General features: G+C 72.2%; 15 protein-coding genes and 1 tRNA gene. 10 read left to right on the plus strand and 6 right to left on the minus strand.

Annotation, left to right across the window (positions count from 1 at the left end):
• Nucleotides 1-42: 42 nt before the first annotated feature.
• Genes QQK35_RS20650 through QQK35_RS17495 form a run of 4 tightly spaced genes read left to right on the plus strand, consistent with a single transcriptional unit; the run spans nt 43 to nt 3,813 of the window.
• Nucleotides 43-1,284, plus strand: a complete 1,242-nt coding sequence (locus QQK35_RS20650) for a hypothetical protein (protein WP_431311821.1) — start codon at nt 43-45, stop codon at nt 1,282-1,284.
• Nucleotides 1,185-1,679, plus strand: a complete 495-nt coding sequence (locus tag QQK35_RS20655; protein WP_431311851.1) for a glycosyltransferase family 2 protein — start codon at nt 1,185-1,187, stop codon at nt 1,677-1,679. The genes QQK35_RS20650 and QQK35_RS20655 overlap by 100 nt, the downstream gene beginning before the upstream one ends.
• Nucleotides 1,607-2,230 carry a hypothetical protein gene (locus tag QQK35_RS20660; RefSeq protein WP_431311822.1) on the plus strand — a complete coding sequence of 208 codons (624 nt, stop codon included), beginning with the start codon at nt 1,607-1,609 and terminating at the stop codon, nt 2,228-2,230. The genes QQK35_RS20655 and QQK35_RS20660 overlap by 73 nt, the downstream gene beginning before the upstream one ends.
• Nucleotides 2,227-3,813 carry a chitinase gene (locus QQK35_RS17495; protein WP_284255290.1) on the plus strand — a complete coding sequence of 529 codons (1,587 nt, stop codon included), beginning with the start codon at nt 2,227-2,229 and terminating at the stop codon, nt 3,811-3,813. The genes QQK35_RS20660 and QQK35_RS17495 overlap by 4 nt, the downstream gene beginning before the upstream one ends.
• Nucleotides 3,814-3,826: 13 nt before the next feature.
• On the opposite strand, the gene QQK35_RS17500 is transcribed toward QQK35_RS17495, so the two are convergent.
• Both QQK35_RS17500 and QQK35_RS17505 read right to left on the minus strand, forming a co-directional pair.
• Nucleotides 3,827-4,528 carry a DUF1345 domain-containing protein gene (locus QQK35_RS17500; protein WP_284255291.1) on the minus strand — a complete coding sequence of 234 codons (702 nt, stop codon included), beginning with the start codon at nt 4,526-4,528 and terminating at the stop codon, nt 3,827-3,829.
• A complete protein-coding gene (locus tag QQK35_RS17505) occupies nt 4,528-5,181 on the minus strand; it encodes a DUF1345 domain-containing protein (RefSeq protein WP_284255292.1) in 654 nt (217 codons plus the stop codon). Before QQK35_RS17505 ends, QQK35_RS17500 begins: the two co-directional genes overlap by 1 nt.
• Before the next feature lie 25 nt (nt 5,182-5,206).
• Here QQK35_RS17505 and QQK35_RS17510 point away from each other — a divergent pair.
• Nucleotides 5,207-5,279 (plus strand) — tRNA-Val (locus QQK35_RS17510).
• Here QQK35_RS17510 and QQK35_RS17515 read toward each other — a convergent pair.
• The 4 genes from QQK35_RS17515 to QQK35_RS17530 form a co-directional block, all read right to left on the minus strand.
• Nucleotides 5,270-5,875, minus strand: a complete 606-nt coding sequence (locus QQK35_RS17515) for an MFS transporter (RefSeq protein ID WP_284255293.1) — start codon at nt 5,873-5,875, stop codon at nt 5,270-5,272. The two genes, QQK35_RS17510 and QQK35_RS17515, sit on opposite strands and share 10 nt — an antisense overlap.
• A complete protein-coding gene (locus tag QQK35_RS17520; protein ID WP_284255294.1) occupies nt 5,809-6,666 on the minus strand; it encodes an MFS transporter in 858 nt (285 codons plus the stop codon). The genes QQK35_RS17515 and QQK35_RS17520 overlap by 67 nt, the downstream gene beginning before the upstream one ends.
• A complete protein-coding gene (locus tag QQK35_RS17525) occupies nt 6,663-7,196 on the minus strand; it encodes a TetR/AcrR family transcriptional regulator (RefSeq protein WP_284255295.1) in 534 nt (177 codons plus the stop codon). The genes QQK35_RS17520 and QQK35_RS17525 overlap by 4 nt, the downstream gene beginning before the upstream one ends.
• A gap of 99 nt (nt 7,197-7,295) precedes the next feature.
• Nucleotides 7,296-7,466 (minus strand): hypothetical protein, encoded by a 171-nt coding sequence (locus QQK35_RS17530; protein ID WP_284255296.1) that lies wholly within the window; start codon nt 7,464-7,466, stop codon nt 7,296-7,298.
• 98 nt (nt 7,467-7,564) lie between these two features.
• Here QQK35_RS17530 and QQK35_RS17535 point away from each other — a divergent pair, with 98 nt between their 5' ends.
• The 5 genes from QQK35_RS17535 to QQK35_RS17555 all read left to right on the plus strand — a co-directional run bounded on the left by QQK35_RS17535 (nt 7,565) and on the right by QQK35_RS17555 (nt 13,230).
• Nucleotides 7,565-8,206: a transcriptional regulator gene (locus QQK35_RS17535; protein ID WP_284255297.1), complete on the plus strand. Its 642-nt coding sequence runs from the start codon at nt 7,565-7,567 to the stop codon at nt 8,204-8,206.
• 379 nt (nt 8,207-8,585) lie between these two features.
• Entirely contained in the window at nt 8,586-9,188 is a 603-nt protein-coding gene (locus QQK35_RS17540; RefSeq protein ID WP_284255792.1) for a hypothetical protein, read from the plus strand.
• A complete protein-coding gene (locus QQK35_RS17545) occupies nt 9,110-9,376 on the plus strand; it encodes an ATP-binding protein (protein ID WP_284255755.1) in 267 nt (88 codons plus the stop codon). Before QQK35_RS17540 ends, QQK35_RS17545 begins: the two co-directional genes overlap by 79 nt.
• On the plus strand, nt 9,373-10,434 hold the full coding sequence (locus QQK35_RS17550; RefSeq protein WP_284255298.1) for a hypothetical protein: 1,062 nt from the start codon (nt 9,373-9,375) through the stop codon (nt 10,432-10,434). Before QQK35_RS17545 ends, QQK35_RS17550 begins: the two co-directional genes overlap by 4 nt.
• Nucleotides 10,435-11,022: 588 nt before the next feature.
• The gene (locus QQK35_RS17555; RefSeq protein ID WP_284255299.1) at nt 11,023-13,230 is read left to right on the plus strand and encodes a cytosine permease; all 2,208 of its coding nucleotides are present in this window, start codon (nt 11,023-11,025) and stop codon (nt 13,228-13,230) included.
• Nucleotides 13,231-13,232: the final 2 nt, after the last annotated feature.

Below are 13,232 nucleotides of genomic sequence, written 5' to 3' on the forward strand. Positions count from 1 at the left end.
GCCCGCAGGCGCCAGTGGGGTTCCGAACGCAACGGAACCCCCTTGCCCACCGTCCACCGCCGGCCGAGCGACCACGCGATCACGTGGGGCCGGCTCGCCATCGTCGCCACCGTCCTGGCCTGGCTCGCCTACGTCGTCTGGACGATCGTGCGCCAGTTCATCGACCGCAGCGTCGATTTCGCGTTCACGATGCAGGCGATCTCCTACGTCGTCGTCGTGACCTTCCTGACGCTGTCCGCGCTCATGTACCTCGTGGCTCGGCAGGGTGCACTGGAGCGCTTCCGTACCCACAGCCGCGTCCCGCGGGCCGAGCTCGACCGGCACTTCGCCGACCGTCGCTCGTCGATCACGGTGCTCGTGCCGTCCTACGCCGAGGAGCCCGAGGTGGTCCGGCAGACCCTCTGGTCCGCGGCGCTGCAGGAGTTCCCGTCGGTCCGCGTGATGCTGCTCGTCGACGACCCGCCGTCGCCGGCCGACCCCGTGACCCGCGCCCGTCTCGACCGGACGCGCGCGATCGCCACGGGCATCCAGGAGGCGCTCGCCGAGCCGGCCGCCCGCATGGCCGCCGCCGAGCGCGCATTCGTCGACCTCGGCCGTTCCAGCTGGGTCTCGCCCGCCTCGGTTCGCGATCTCGCCGGCGAATACGCCTGGGCGGCGGGATGGCTGAACAGCATGGCGGCGCGCGAGCGCGTCGCCGACCACGTCGATCGCTTCTTCGTCGACCAGGTGCTCGGCGGGCTCGCGGAGGACCTCGCGGAGGTCTCGACCGCGCTGCTGCTGGCCGACGAGCACGGCGAGGCACCCACCCGCGCCCGGATGCTGGAGCTGCACCGCCGCCTGGTCTGGCTGTTCCAGGCCGAACTCGGCAGCTTCGAGCGCAAGCTCTACGCCTCGCTCCCGCACGACGCCAACAAGGCCATGAACCTCAACGCCTACATCGGCCTCATGGGCGGACGCTACCGATTCGACGACACCCCCAAGGGCGTCGTGCTGCGCCCCGTCGAGCCCGACCGGTTTGCCGACCTCGAGGTGCCGGACAGCGAGTATCTGCTGACCCTCGACGCCGATTCGCTCCTGCTGCGCGACTACTGCGTCCGGCTCGTGTACCTGCTCGAGCAGCCCGAGAACGATCGGGTGGCGGTCGTCCAGACCCCTATTCGTCGTATCGCGGAGCGACGACCCGCATCGAGCGTCTCGCCGGTGCGACCACCGACCTCCAGCACATCCAGCACCAGGGCATGTCCCGGTTCGGCGCGACCTTCTGGGTCGGGGCGAACGCGGTGATCCGCAAGGAGGCGCTGAAGGACATCGAGGAGGTCGAGCAGGTCGGCGGCTTCGAGGTGCGCCGCTACGTGCAGGACCGCACCGTCATCGAGGACACCGAGTCGAGCGTCGACCTCGGCACCCATGGCTGGAGCCTCGTCAACTATCCCGAGCGCCTCAGCTACAGCGCGACGCCGCCGGACTTCGGCTCGCTCGTCGTGCAGCGCCGGCGCTGGGCGAACGGCGGCCTGCTGATTCTGCCGAAGCTCATCCGCCAGGTGGGGAGCGCCGACGCACCGGTCGCCGCGTCTCGAAGACCGAGCTGCTCCTGCGGGTCAACTACATGGCGTCGATCGCCTGGGCGAGCTTCGGCCTGCTCTTCCTGCTGGCCTTCCCGTACGACTCGCGCCTGCTGAGCCCCTTCGTCCTCCTCGCCGCGCTGCCGTACTTCCTCTGCATGGGTGCCGACCTTCGCTCGATGCGCTACCGCTTCTCCGATGTGCTGAGGATCTACGGGTTCAACCTGATCCTGCTGCCGGTCAACCTCGCGGGCGTGCTCAAGTCGCTGCAGCAGGCGATCACGAACAAGAAGATCCCGTTCGCCCGCACGCCGAAGGTGCGCAACCGCACCGCGGCGCCCGCGCTGTACGTGATCGCGCCGTTCCTGGTCATCGGCTTCTCGGTGTTCACACTCGTGCGCGACGTCGAGGCGCAGAACTGGGGCAACGCGGCCTTCGCGGCGTTCAACGCGGTGCTCGCGAGCTGGGCGACGCTTTCGTACATCGGGATCGGTGCCGCGCTCGTCGACATCGGGATCGCGCTGCGCGACTGGCTGTTCCCGGCGCGGCCGTCGCGGCGCGGTCGTGGAGTGGTTGCCCCGATCGAGGTCGATTGGCGCGAGGTGCTGTACAGCGGTGCCGCGCCGACCGCCGCCCGTACGCGCGATGACGAGCGGGTGGCCGCATGAGCGCGCCGGTCGCGGCGCCGCGCCGACGGCTCTCGGTCTCCCGCCTGTTCGTCGTCCTCGCCGTCGTCGCGGCACTCGTCGCGGGCGTCCTGTTCGCCCTGAACTGGGTGCAGTCCTCGGCCGCCGCCGCGGCGAAACCCTGGTTCGCCGGCTACACGGACGTGACGGCGACGCCGACGTTCGCCTTCGAGACCCCGAAGGGCGATGCCGGGCGCAACGTCGTGCTGTCCTTCATCGTGTCGTCGACGGAGGACGCCTGCACGCCGAGCTGGGGCGCCGCGTACACGGTCGAGCAGGCCTCGGCCCAGCTCGACCTCGATCGGCGCATCGCGCGGCTCAAGCAGGCCGGCGGCGACGTCGCGGTGTCCTTCGGCGGTCAGCGCAACGACGAGCTCGCTCTGCGGTGCACCGACACCGACCAGCTCGTCGCGGCCTACGCCGGCGTCGTCGACCATTACGACCTCTCGACGATCGACCTCGACATCGAGGGCGCTTCGCTCGCGGATGCGACCGCGGGGGAGCGGCGTGCGGAGGCCATCGCGCGGCTGCAGGACACGCGGCGCGCCGCGGGCAAGCCGCTCGCCGTCTGGCTGACGCTGCCGGTGACGCCGGACGGCCTCGCGCCGGAGGGGCAGAAGGTCGTGCAGCAGATGCTGGCCGACAAGGTCGACATCGCCGGTGTCAACGCCATGACGATGGACTTCGGACAGAGCCTGAAGAAGGGCACCAGCCTCGCCGACGGCGCGGAGTCGGCGCTCGTGCGGGTGCAGCGCCAGCTCGGCGTGATGTACCGACAGGCGGGGACGACGCTCTCCGACCCGACCCTCTGGTCGAAGGTCGGGATGACGCCGATGATCGGCCAGAACGACGTCGAGGAGGAGGTGCTGGGCCTCGACGCGGCCAAGAAGCTCAACGCGTTCGCGACGAGCCACGGCATCGGGCGCGTTTCGATGTGGTCGCTGAACCGCGACGTCACGTGCGGTGCGAACTACGTCACCCTCAAGGTCGTCTCCGACTCCTGCAGCGGTGTCGACCAGAAGGGGCGGCGCTTCGCCGACGCGCTCGGCAGGGGCCTGACCGGCGAGCTCGCGTTCGCGGCGGGGAAGGTCACGACCGAGGAGCCGACCGACGCGCGCGACCTGACCGACGATCCCGCGAAGAGCCCCTATCAGATCTGGACCTCCGACGGCGCCTACCTGCAGGGCACCAAGGTCGTCTGGCACCACAACGTCTACGAGGCGAAGTGGTGGACCCGCGGCGATCTGCCCGACGACCCGGTCCTCAACGCCTGGGAGACGCCCTGGACGCTCGTGGGCCCGGTGCTCCCGGGCGAGACCCCCATCCCGCAGCCGACGCTGCCGGCCGGCACCTATCCCGGATGGAAGGGCACCGACCAGTACGACAAGGGCGACCGGGTGCTCTTCGACGGAGTGCCGTTCGAGGCCAAGTGGTGGACGCAGGGCGACAGCCCCGCGGCCGCATCGTCGGATCCCGACAGCTCGCCGTGGACGCCGCTGACCGAGAAGCAGATCCGGGAGGCGCTGAGCGGCGCCTCCGACGGGGGCGTCACGCCGGCGAGCTGAACAGCGAGAGCGCCTAACCGCCGAGCAGGCTCACGGCGCGCGCGATCACGAGGGCGAGGATCACGAACCCGGTGAACGACTCGAGCAGCATGAGGCCCTTCGCCCGGGAGCTCAGCGGCATCGTGTCGGTCGGGCTGAACGCCATCGAGTTGGTCGCGGAGAAGTAGAGGTAGTCGAGGTAGCCCGGCATCCAGTCGCTCCGGGACGACGACCCGGCGCGCACCTCGTCGATCGCGTCGTGATCCTCGTCCTGCGGGAAGCGGAAGTCGGCCCGGGGCAGCTCGGAGCGCTGATCACGGCGGCGGGCGACCGGACCGCCGCGATCCAGCTCCCAGTACAGGACGCTGAACGCGATGACGTTGGTGACCCAGACCTGGAGCGCGGCGAGCAGGATCAGCGGTCCGTCGGCGTGCTTGGCCTGGATGAGCTGGATGATCAGCTGCGCGAGCGCGACCTGGTTCGCGGCGAGCAGCAGCAGGGACTGCGCCCCCGACAGCACGCGCGACCACCGCGTCTCGCGCTGGAAGCGTGCGGGGTTCAGGAAGATGAGGGCGATCAGGATGCCGGCGCTGACCACGACGACGCCGATCCGGAGGGCGGGCAGGAACGTGGTCGGCAGGAGGGCGTACATCGCCAGGGCGACGGCGATGCCGATGACGACGGGCCAGCGCCGCTCCGCCTCGGCGCGTTGCTGCGGCTTGCGGGTCGTCGCCATCAGGCCAGGATATTGACCGCCCGCGAGATGACGAGGGCGAGCAGGACGAAACCGGTCAGCGACTGCAGGGCCATCAACCCCTTCGCCCGGGCCGTCAGCGGCATGACGTCGGTGGGACTGAAGGCCATCATGTTCGACAGCGCGAAGTACAGATAGTCGACGAACGCCGGCCGCCACGCCGTCGGCAGGCCGTTGTCCTCCTGCGGGAACCGGAAGTCCATGACCGCGTCGGGATCGTGCCGCATGCGCCGCGCGACGGGCCCGCCGCGGTCCAGCTCCCAGAAGATGAGCCCGAAGGCGACGACGTCGGTCACCCAGACCTGGAACGTCGACAGGAGGATGACCGGCGCCTCGATGTGGCCGCCCATCACCAGGATGCGCACCGTCACGACGATGGCGACCTGGTTCGCGGCGAACAACGAGAACGCGAGCACGATCGAGACGACGCGCGACCAGCGGGTCTCGCGCGTCAGGTGGTGGGGATTGAGGATCAGCTGCGGGATGAGGATGAGCACGCCGATGGTCGGCAGGATCCACCGCGGGATGATCTCGTACTCGTTGGGGAGGAACGCGTAGAGGAGGATCGCGGCGGTCACCGCGACGATCGGGGGCCAGCGGTGCTCCGGCTTCACCGGACCGGCGTCGGCCTGCATGGTGCGAGTGTACGGTGAGCGGGTCGGGCTCTTAGCTCAGCTGGTAGAGCGCCACGTTTACACCGTGGATGCCGGGGGTTCGAGTCCCTCAGGGCCCACCCGACCGGACCCGGTGGCGCGGCAGCAGGAGGATCGCGACGCTCAGCGCCAGGATCGGGACCACCCACACGGCGGCCGTCGTGTAGCCGTGCTCGTTCGGGAACAGGGCGGCGGTCGGTGTGGCGGTCGCGAGCAGGAGGCCCGTGAGGGCGCTGCCGATGCTGAACCCGATGCTGCGGACGATCTGGTTGACGGACAGGACGCTGGGCGTCTCCTGCTGCGGAACGCCGTCGAGCACGAGCCTCGGCATGATCGCGGAGACGCCGCCGACGCCGAAGCCCAGGACCGCCATCGCACCCAGGGTCGCGATGAGCGATCCCGGGGTGACCGCGAACAGCACGGCAGCGAGGGCGACGAAGGCCGCGCAGATCACGAAGGTCCATCGCGCGGACACGCGCGCGGTCAGCCAGGGGGTCAGGCGACCGGCGACGAAACCGAGCACGGAGAACGGGATGAGGGCCGCACCGGCGAGCACGCCGGACAGTCCGAAGCCGTATCCGACATCGGATGGCGTCTGCACGTAGCGGGTCAGCAGCGAGAACAGCAGATACATGCCCATGCCGGAGACGAGCATCGCCGCGTTGGCGCGCAGCACACCCCCTGGACGAACAGACCCAGGTCGACCACGGGCGCGGCGCTGCGCCGTTCGACCAGCACCCACGCGCCGAGCGCGACGGCGGCGAGGAGGAGGATCGCACCTCCGACCCAGGGCCTGTCCCAGACGGAAGGCTGCGCCACGGCCGAGAGCACTCCGAGCGTGCCGACCCCGAGCAGCAGCGCGCCCGGGATATCGACCCCGGCGGCCGGACGCGGGGCGTCCCGCGGAATCGCGCGCCAGGCGATGAGGACGGCGGCGAGCGAGAGGAGGAAGCCGACCCCGTACGCGACACGAAGCCCGGCGAGCTGGTCGATGAGGCCCATGAGGGGGTAGGCGGCGCCGATGCCCACCGTGGAGGCGACGGAGATGGTCGCGATCGTGGCATGGGCGCGCTCGGCGGGCAGATGGTCGCGGGCAACGCTCATCAGGAGTGCGACCGCGCCGAGGCCGAGCCCCTGGAGCGCGCGGCCGAGCAGCAGGACCCCGAACGGCGCCGGGATCGCCGTGAGCAGACCGCCGGCCGCGACCACGGCGAGGGTGATGAGGATCGTGCTGCGGCGGCGGGAGCCGGTGCCGAGCCGGCCCAGCACGGGGGCGGCGATCGCGCCCGCGAACAGCGTGACCGTGAGCGTCCATTGGGCGCCGTCCAACGGCACGTCGAGGTCGAGGGCCACCGAGGTGATGAGCGGGGCGCCGACGCCCCCGATCACCGAGCCCAGGAACGCGACCGTGACGACGGTGCGGCCGAGTCCGCGCGGGGCGAGGGGACCGGGTGCCGCCGGGCTCATCGGTTCGTTTGCGCCGTGATGTGCTCGAACAGGCCGGGCTGGATGCGAGTCCGGATGCCGTCGGCCCACGGTTGATCCAGCTCCCCGACGTCGAGGGCGGCGCCGGCGTTGAGCAGCATGCCGAAGGCGAGGAACGATTTGACGGTCACCGGGTCGAGGCCGGTGGTATCGGCGACGGCGTGCCACAAGCGGGCGACGCGCGCCCGGACCAGGTCACGGACCTCGGTGTCGCCGCACGCGGCGAACCCCTGCAACTGCAAGAGGAGGCTGGTCCGATCGGCAAGCAGGTCGAAATACTGCCTGCCCATCAGCATCAGGGCGTCGACGCCGTCTGCCTCGTCCGCGGCATGGAGCATGCCGTCGCTGAACCGGTCGAATGCGCTCCCGACGAGTTCGAGGAAGAGGGCCTTCTTGGTCCCGAACATGCGGAAGACGTAGGTCTGGGTGATGCCGGCCTCGCGAGCGATCGCCTGCGTGGAGGCGCCGTGCAGCCCGTGATCCGCGAACTCCCGCGCCGCGATCTCCAGCACCTGAGTTCGCCTCTCAGGTCCGCGCATACGCTCGTTCACGCGCTCTATGTTACTAGTTACTAACTACTCAACTGCGCGGGACCGCCCGCGGGGTCCCGCCTAGGCCGACAGCTCGTACCGCTCCCGCGACGGGGTGCAGACCGGGCAGTGCGCCGCGTCGAGGATCGTCGCCACGTAGAAGACCGCGCCGCACTCGGGCGTGAGACAGGGGCGCGCGATACGCAGGGCGGAGCTGGGCTCGGTGCTGGCATCCGGGTGCACGTCGGGCATTCTCCGAGTGTGGCCGCAACCGTGCGCCGCGTCATGCCCCGGGAATCCGGGGCATGGTCCTGCCGGTGCGCGACCCCGGCGCTGACTAAGGTGACCCCGTGGCGCGCGTGGTCCTGATCGACGATCACGAGATGGTCGCCGTCGCGGTGCGCTCTGCCGTTGCGCAGATCGAGGGCCTCGAGTTCCTCGGCTCGGCCCCCACGGTCGACGAGCTGCTCGCTCTGCATCCCGCGTTCGAGCTCGCGATCCTCGACCTGCGGCTCGCGGACGGATCGTCACCGGTCGCGAACGTCGAGCGGCTCGACGCGATCGGGGCACGCATCCTGGTCTTCACGTCGGGGGAGAGCCCCTACCTGGTGCGGTCGGTCTCCAAGTCGCCGATCGCCGGGTTGCTGCGCAAGTCGGAGCCGCTGCCCGCGCTCGTCGAGGCGATCCGGCGGGTCGCCGCGGGGGAGGAGAGCATGTCGGCCGACTGGGCGGCGGCCATCGACGGCGACCCCCAGCTCGCGGACGCCGGGCTGAGCCCACAGGAGCAGACGGCGCTCAGCCTGTTCGCCCGCGGTCTCAAAGCGGCGGCCGTCGGCGCGCAGATGGGGATCACGGTGTCCACGGTGGACGACTACGTGCGCCGGGTGCGCGCCAAGTACGTGCGCGCGGGGCGTCCCGCCTACACGAAGGTCGACCTGTACAAGCGCGCGGTCGAGGACGGCATCCTGCCCGCCCCCGACGCCGACCGATGACGGCGACGGCCGGGCAGTCCATCGCCTCGCTGCGGGTCACCCGCCTCGTCGCGGTGTCGCTCGGGCTCGGCGGCCTCATCCTGTTCGTGTTCGATCTGTCACTCGTGATCGGGCAGGCCCGCGTCTTCGCGCCGTGGTGGTCTCTCACGGCCACCACGGGCGTGGTCGGCGCCGGGATCGCGGTCGCCGTCGTCGGCCTGGTCGGCACACCCCGCGCGACGGTGGTCGCCTTCCGGGTGCTGGCCGCCGCGATGCTGGCGGTCGCGCTGCTGGCGCTCGTCGCCGTGCCCGGCGGGGAATCGGACAGGAGCCCTGGCCCGCCGATCTGCTGGTCATCGGTGCCGCGGCGGCGGGCGCGGGACTGCCGGTGCCGGCGGCCGTGGCCTATCTCGTGGCGCTGCTCGGCGCGTTCGGCGCCGAAGCGCTCGTCGTCGTCGTGCCCGCGGTGCGACTCGACACGCTGTTGCACCTGTGTCAGTCGCTGTTCTATGCGGCCCTCGTGATGGCGATCGCCATCGCGACACGCCGGGCGGGCCGGCTGCTGGACCTCGCCTCGCTCTCCGCGATCTCGGATGCCAGTGCGGCGGCGGCGGCGGATGCACGGCGCGCCCAGCGTCGACGGGTGGAGGGCCTGATCCACGACACGGTGATCGTCGCCCTGCTCGCGTTCGGACGCGGGACCAAGGACGATGACGCCCGGGCCGCTCGGGAGGCCGCGAAGGCGCTCGTCGCGATCGACGAGCTCGCCGCGTCGGCGCAGCCGGCCGACGACCCGACCCCCGCGAGCTCGCGTGGCGCCTGCAGGGCATCACGACCGACCTCGAGGCCCAGATCCGGTTCGACTACCGGGCGGGCGAGGAGGGCCGCATCCCGACCGCCGTCGGCATGGCGATCGCCGAGGCGATGTCCGAGGCCGTGCGCAACAGCCTGCGCCACGGCGGGGAGCGAGGCCGCGTGCTGCGCCAGGTCACCGCCGACGTGAGCGATCGCCGCGTGCGCGTCGTCGTGCTCGACGACGGTGTCGGCTTCGATGCGGCCGCCGTGGACCCCACGCGGCTCGGCATCCGAGAGGGCATGATCCGCCGGATGGCGCTGGCGGGCGGCCGTGCCGAGGTCGTCTCCCGTCCGGGACGCGGAACCACGGTCGTGCTCGAGTGGAGGCGGCGGTGACGGCCCCGCAGCGCGACGTCGGCCGGTTCCTGGGCATCGTCGGGCGGTGGGCCTGGGCGCTGTTCGCCCTGTATGTCGCCGTCTTCACGCTCATCGCGGTCGTCGTGGGGGTTCCGCGAGTCGGCCTGCCCGTGACGGCGGCATCCCTCGGGCTGGTCGTGGCCGCGGCCCTCCTCGTCGCGAGCCCCTCGCCGACACCGCTGCCCTGGGGACGGCTCGTCGCGATCGCCGCCCTCTGCCTCGCGGGTGTGGTCGCGATGGTGCTCGACCTGCCGACGCGGCTCGGGTACGAGTCGCTCGTGACCTGGCAGCTCGCCGCCGTCAACTTCCTGCTCTTCGTGATCGAGCTGCGCGGGCGCATCGTCGAGGCGTGGATCCTGCTCGCGGCGATCGTCGCGGTCGTGACGGTGTGGAGCGTCGTGCAGACGGGGGAGCCGTGGCTCGGTCTGCAGCTCACCTACGGCCAGGCCGTGTCGCTCGCAGCGGGGACGATCTTCGCCATCGGCCTGCAGCGCACCGTCCGGCAGATCTTCGCGCAGGAGGACGCCGAACGAGCGCGGGCGAGCGTCGAGGCGGCGCGGCGGGCGGGCGACGCCCACCGGGCCGCAGAACTCGCCGACGTCCGAGCGCTCGCCGGCCCGCTGCTGCTGCGCATCGCGCGCGGGGAGGCGGTGGACCGGCGTGCGGCGCTGTCGCTGGAGGCCGCGCTGCGTGATCGCATCCGGGGGCGCGGGCTCGCGCTGGAGCCGCTCGTCTCCGCCCTCGCCCGGGCGCGCGATCGCGAGATCGATGCGCTCCTGCTCGACGATCTCGGCGACGCGGCTCTCGGCACCCAGCAGGCGGCGGCGGTCGCACGGTGGTGCGCCGAGCGGATCGAGCGGATGCCGGGACCGCGGGTGACGATCCGGTTGGCTCCCGCGCCCGGCGGCGCGGTGGTCTCGATCGCCGATGCGGACGGCGTCGTGGGGGAGCTGGCCGTTGGTCTCGAGCGCGACTCCCCGGGGAGTCCTGCGATCTCGTCGGCCCGTCGCGTCGGTCTGGACGGGGCCGACATTTAGAATCCGGGCATGAGCGACGTCCCGTCCGTTCCCCCGGACAGGAGCATCCCGAGGCCTACGTGCCCTCGGGCCAGCGCCGTTCGACCTTCTCGCCGCCGCCGGAGGGGACTCCGCCCCCGGTCTGGGACGACGACGCGCTCGCCGCGGCGATGGAGGAGGAGGTGCGGCTGTACACATCGCCGATCTCGCTGCCGATGCTCGCGCCCGAGTCCGCCCCACCGCCGGAGCCTGCGTCACCGCCGCAGCCGGCCGTGCAACCGGAAGCCGCGCAGCCGGAGCCCGCCGTGCAGCCGGAGCCCGAACCGGAACCGGCCCGCCACGCGGAGCCGGAGCCCGACCACATCGCGGTCGACCCCTTCACCGACCCGGAGCCCGCGGACGACGAGCAATTCGCGCGCGAACTCGAGGCAGCGCCCACCCTCGACGCCATGCAGCGACTGGAGGAGGAGCTGCGTCGCCGCGGCGCGACCGGCGAGACCGAGATCGTCGCGCCGGTGCCGTCGTTCTTCCCGGGCGCGCCCCCGTCTCGCCCGAGCCCCCGGCCCGGACCCGCTGCTCTCCACGGAGCCGGCGCCGGAGCCGGAGCCGGTGACGGCCGAGTCCGAGTCGGAGGCGGCACACGCGCCCGTGGTCGAGCCCGCGCTCGGCACCTCGCCCGAGTCCCCGCCGTCCTCCGAACCGGATCGCGACCCGTTGTCGGCCGCGCCCCCGCCCCTCTACACACCGCCACCGCTCGTGGAGCCGCCGGCCCCGCCCGCGAGCCCGGAGCCGGTGGCTCGCCTGCTGCCGCCCCCGACCGACCTGCCCGACATCGCCTTCCGTGCCGAGCTGCCGCCGCCGCCCGGCTATGCGGAGGACGGCACCCCGTCTCCCGCCGAACCGCCGGAGTCCGGTTCCGCCGATGCAGCCGCCCCGGTCGCGCTCGACCCGGATCCCGCACCCGCACCCGCACCCGAGACGTTGCTGCCCGAGGCGGCGGAGCCGGCCGCCGCATCCCCCGGGTGGGATCACCTGCTGGCGATGGTGCCCGAGCCCACGACGCCCGCGGCGGTCGCGCCCGAGCCCCTCACGCCGACGCCGGCCTGGGCGCCTGCAGCCGAACCGACCACCACCGAAGCCCCCACCCCTCGAGCTCCGGCGGCCGGCGACGTCGACGATGACGACGACGTCATCGATCCCGCCGACCGGGTCGGCCCGTCGCCCGTGATCCCGCTCCCGGTCGAGGGTGTCGCGATGGCGGCCGGATCGCCGCCCGCTCCCAGCCCGCCGCCGACCGCCGCGCCGACGACCGCCGGCGTGGCCGCGGGCGCCACGGAGGAGCGCGAACCCCGCCTCCCGCGCGCACTCGCCGTGGAGACCGCGGGGATCGAGCCGACCCCGCGCGAGCAGCGCGCCGGTCGCGCCGCTCGCCTGTTCTGGCTCTGGTTCGCGGCGAACGCGTCGCTCGTCAGCGTGGCGCTGGGGGCCGTCATGCTCGGCACCGGGATGAGTCTGCGGCAGGCGATCGTCGCGACGGTGGTCGGGATCGCGCTCTCGTTCATCCCGCTCGGATTCACGACGCTCGCGGGCAAGCGGAGCTCGCAGCCGACGCTCGTGGTGTCGCGTTCCGCCTTCGGGACCGACGGGAACCTGCTGCCGACGATCCTGGCGATCCTCGTGCGCGTGTTCTGGGGCGGCGTGCTGCTGTGGATGCTCGGCGACGCCCTCGGACGCACCCTCGTGCCGGCCGACGCCGACGCGGGCCTCGGCGCGACCCGCTGGGCGCTCATCGGCGCCGCCGTCGGTCTGCTGCTCACGGCGCTCGTCGCGGCGATCGGCTACGGGCTCCTGGCGCGCGTGCAATTGATCCTGAGCATCCTCACCGGACTGCTGATCGTCGGCGCCGCGGCGGTCACGCTGCCGAAGGTGCATCTCGACGTGGCGCTGACGCGTCAGGACGGCCCGTGGCTGCTGATCATCGGCGGGGCCGTGCTCGTGTTCGCGTTCGTCGGACTGGTCTGGGCCTTCTCGGGGTCGGACCTCGCCCGGTACCAACGCGCGAGCGCGTCGGGCGCGTCGTCGATGCTGTGGGCGACGTTCGGGGCGACCATCCCGCCGTTCCTGCTCATCGTCTGGGGCGCGTTGCTCGCCGCCTCGAACCCCGCTCTCGCCACCGCATTCGCCGCGCACCCCCTGTCGAGCATCGCGGGGCTCCTGCCGTCGTGGTACGCGGCCCCGCTGTTCGTCGCCGCCGCCGTCGGACTGCTGTCCGGCTCGGTCCTCACGCTGTACTCGGGCGGCTTCGCGCTGCAGAACCTCACTCCGCAGGTGCCGCGGGTCGTGGGTGTGGTGGTGGCCGCGCTGCTGGCCTTCGCGACGGCCGCCGGGCTCGTGCTGCTCGGAGCGGACACCCGCACGGTCGTGCACGATCTCGCGGTCACGCTCGCCGTGCCCGTCGCGGGCTGGGCCGGGATCTTCGCGGCCGAGATCATGATCCGCAACCGCGGGTTCCACACGCCGTCACTCCTCGCCAGCGGCGGGATCTACCCGCGCGTGCGCTGGGTCAACTTCATCGGACTGATCGTCATCGCCGTCGTCGGGTACGGCTTCGTGAGCGGCGGCGCGACCTGGCTCGGCTGGGAGGGCTTCGGCTGGCGCCTGCTCGGGGTCGGGGCGTCGGAGCCGCTCGCAGGCGTCGATCTCGGCGTGCTGCTGGCGCTCGTGCTCGGCATCCTGCTGCCCCTGGTCTCCGCGGTGCCGACGATCCGTCGCCAGGAGGCCGCGATGGACGACGGCGTGGCGATCGCCCGAACCTAGAC

The organism is Pseudolysinimonas kribbensis, assembly GCF_030161895.1.
Classification (GTDB): domain Bacteria; phylum Actinomycetota; class Actinomycetes; order Actinomycetales; family Microbacteriaceae; genus Pseudolysinimonas; species Pseudolysinimonas kribbensis.

What these genes read in the sequence shown, in the direction of transcription:
- QQK35_RS20660 (WP_431311822.1), top strand. Translation starts at nt 1,607, where the DNA reads ATGGCGTCGATCGCCTGGGCGAGCTTCGGCCTGCTCTTCCTGCTGGCC.
- QQK35_RS17495 (WP_284255290.1), top strand. Translation starts at nt 2,227, where the DNA reads ATGAGCGCGCCGGTCGCGGCGCCGCGCCGACGGCTCTCGGTCTCCCGC.
- QQK35_RS17500 (WP_284255291.1), bottom strand. Translation starts at nt 4,528, where the DNA reads ATGGCGACGACCCGCAAGCCGCAGCAACGCGCCGAGGCGGAGCGGCGC.
- QQK35_RS17505 (WP_284255292.1), bottom strand. Translation starts at nt 5,181, where the DNA reads ATGCAGGCCGACGCCGGTCCGGTGAAGCCGGAGCACCGCTGGCCCCCG.
- QQK35_RS17520 (WP_284255294.1), bottom strand. Translation starts at nt 6,666, where the DNA reads ATGAGCCCGGCGGCACCCGGTCCCCTCGCCCCGCGCGGACTCGGCCGC.
- QQK35_RS17530 (WP_284255296.1), bottom strand. Translation starts at nt 7,466, where the DNA reads ATGCCCGACGTGCACCCGGATGCCAGCACCGAGCCCAGCTCCGCCCTG.
- QQK35_RS17545 (WP_284255755.1), top strand. Translation starts at nt 9,110, where the DNA reads ATGTCCGAGGCCGTGCGCAACAGCCTGCGCCACGGCGGGGAGCGAGGC.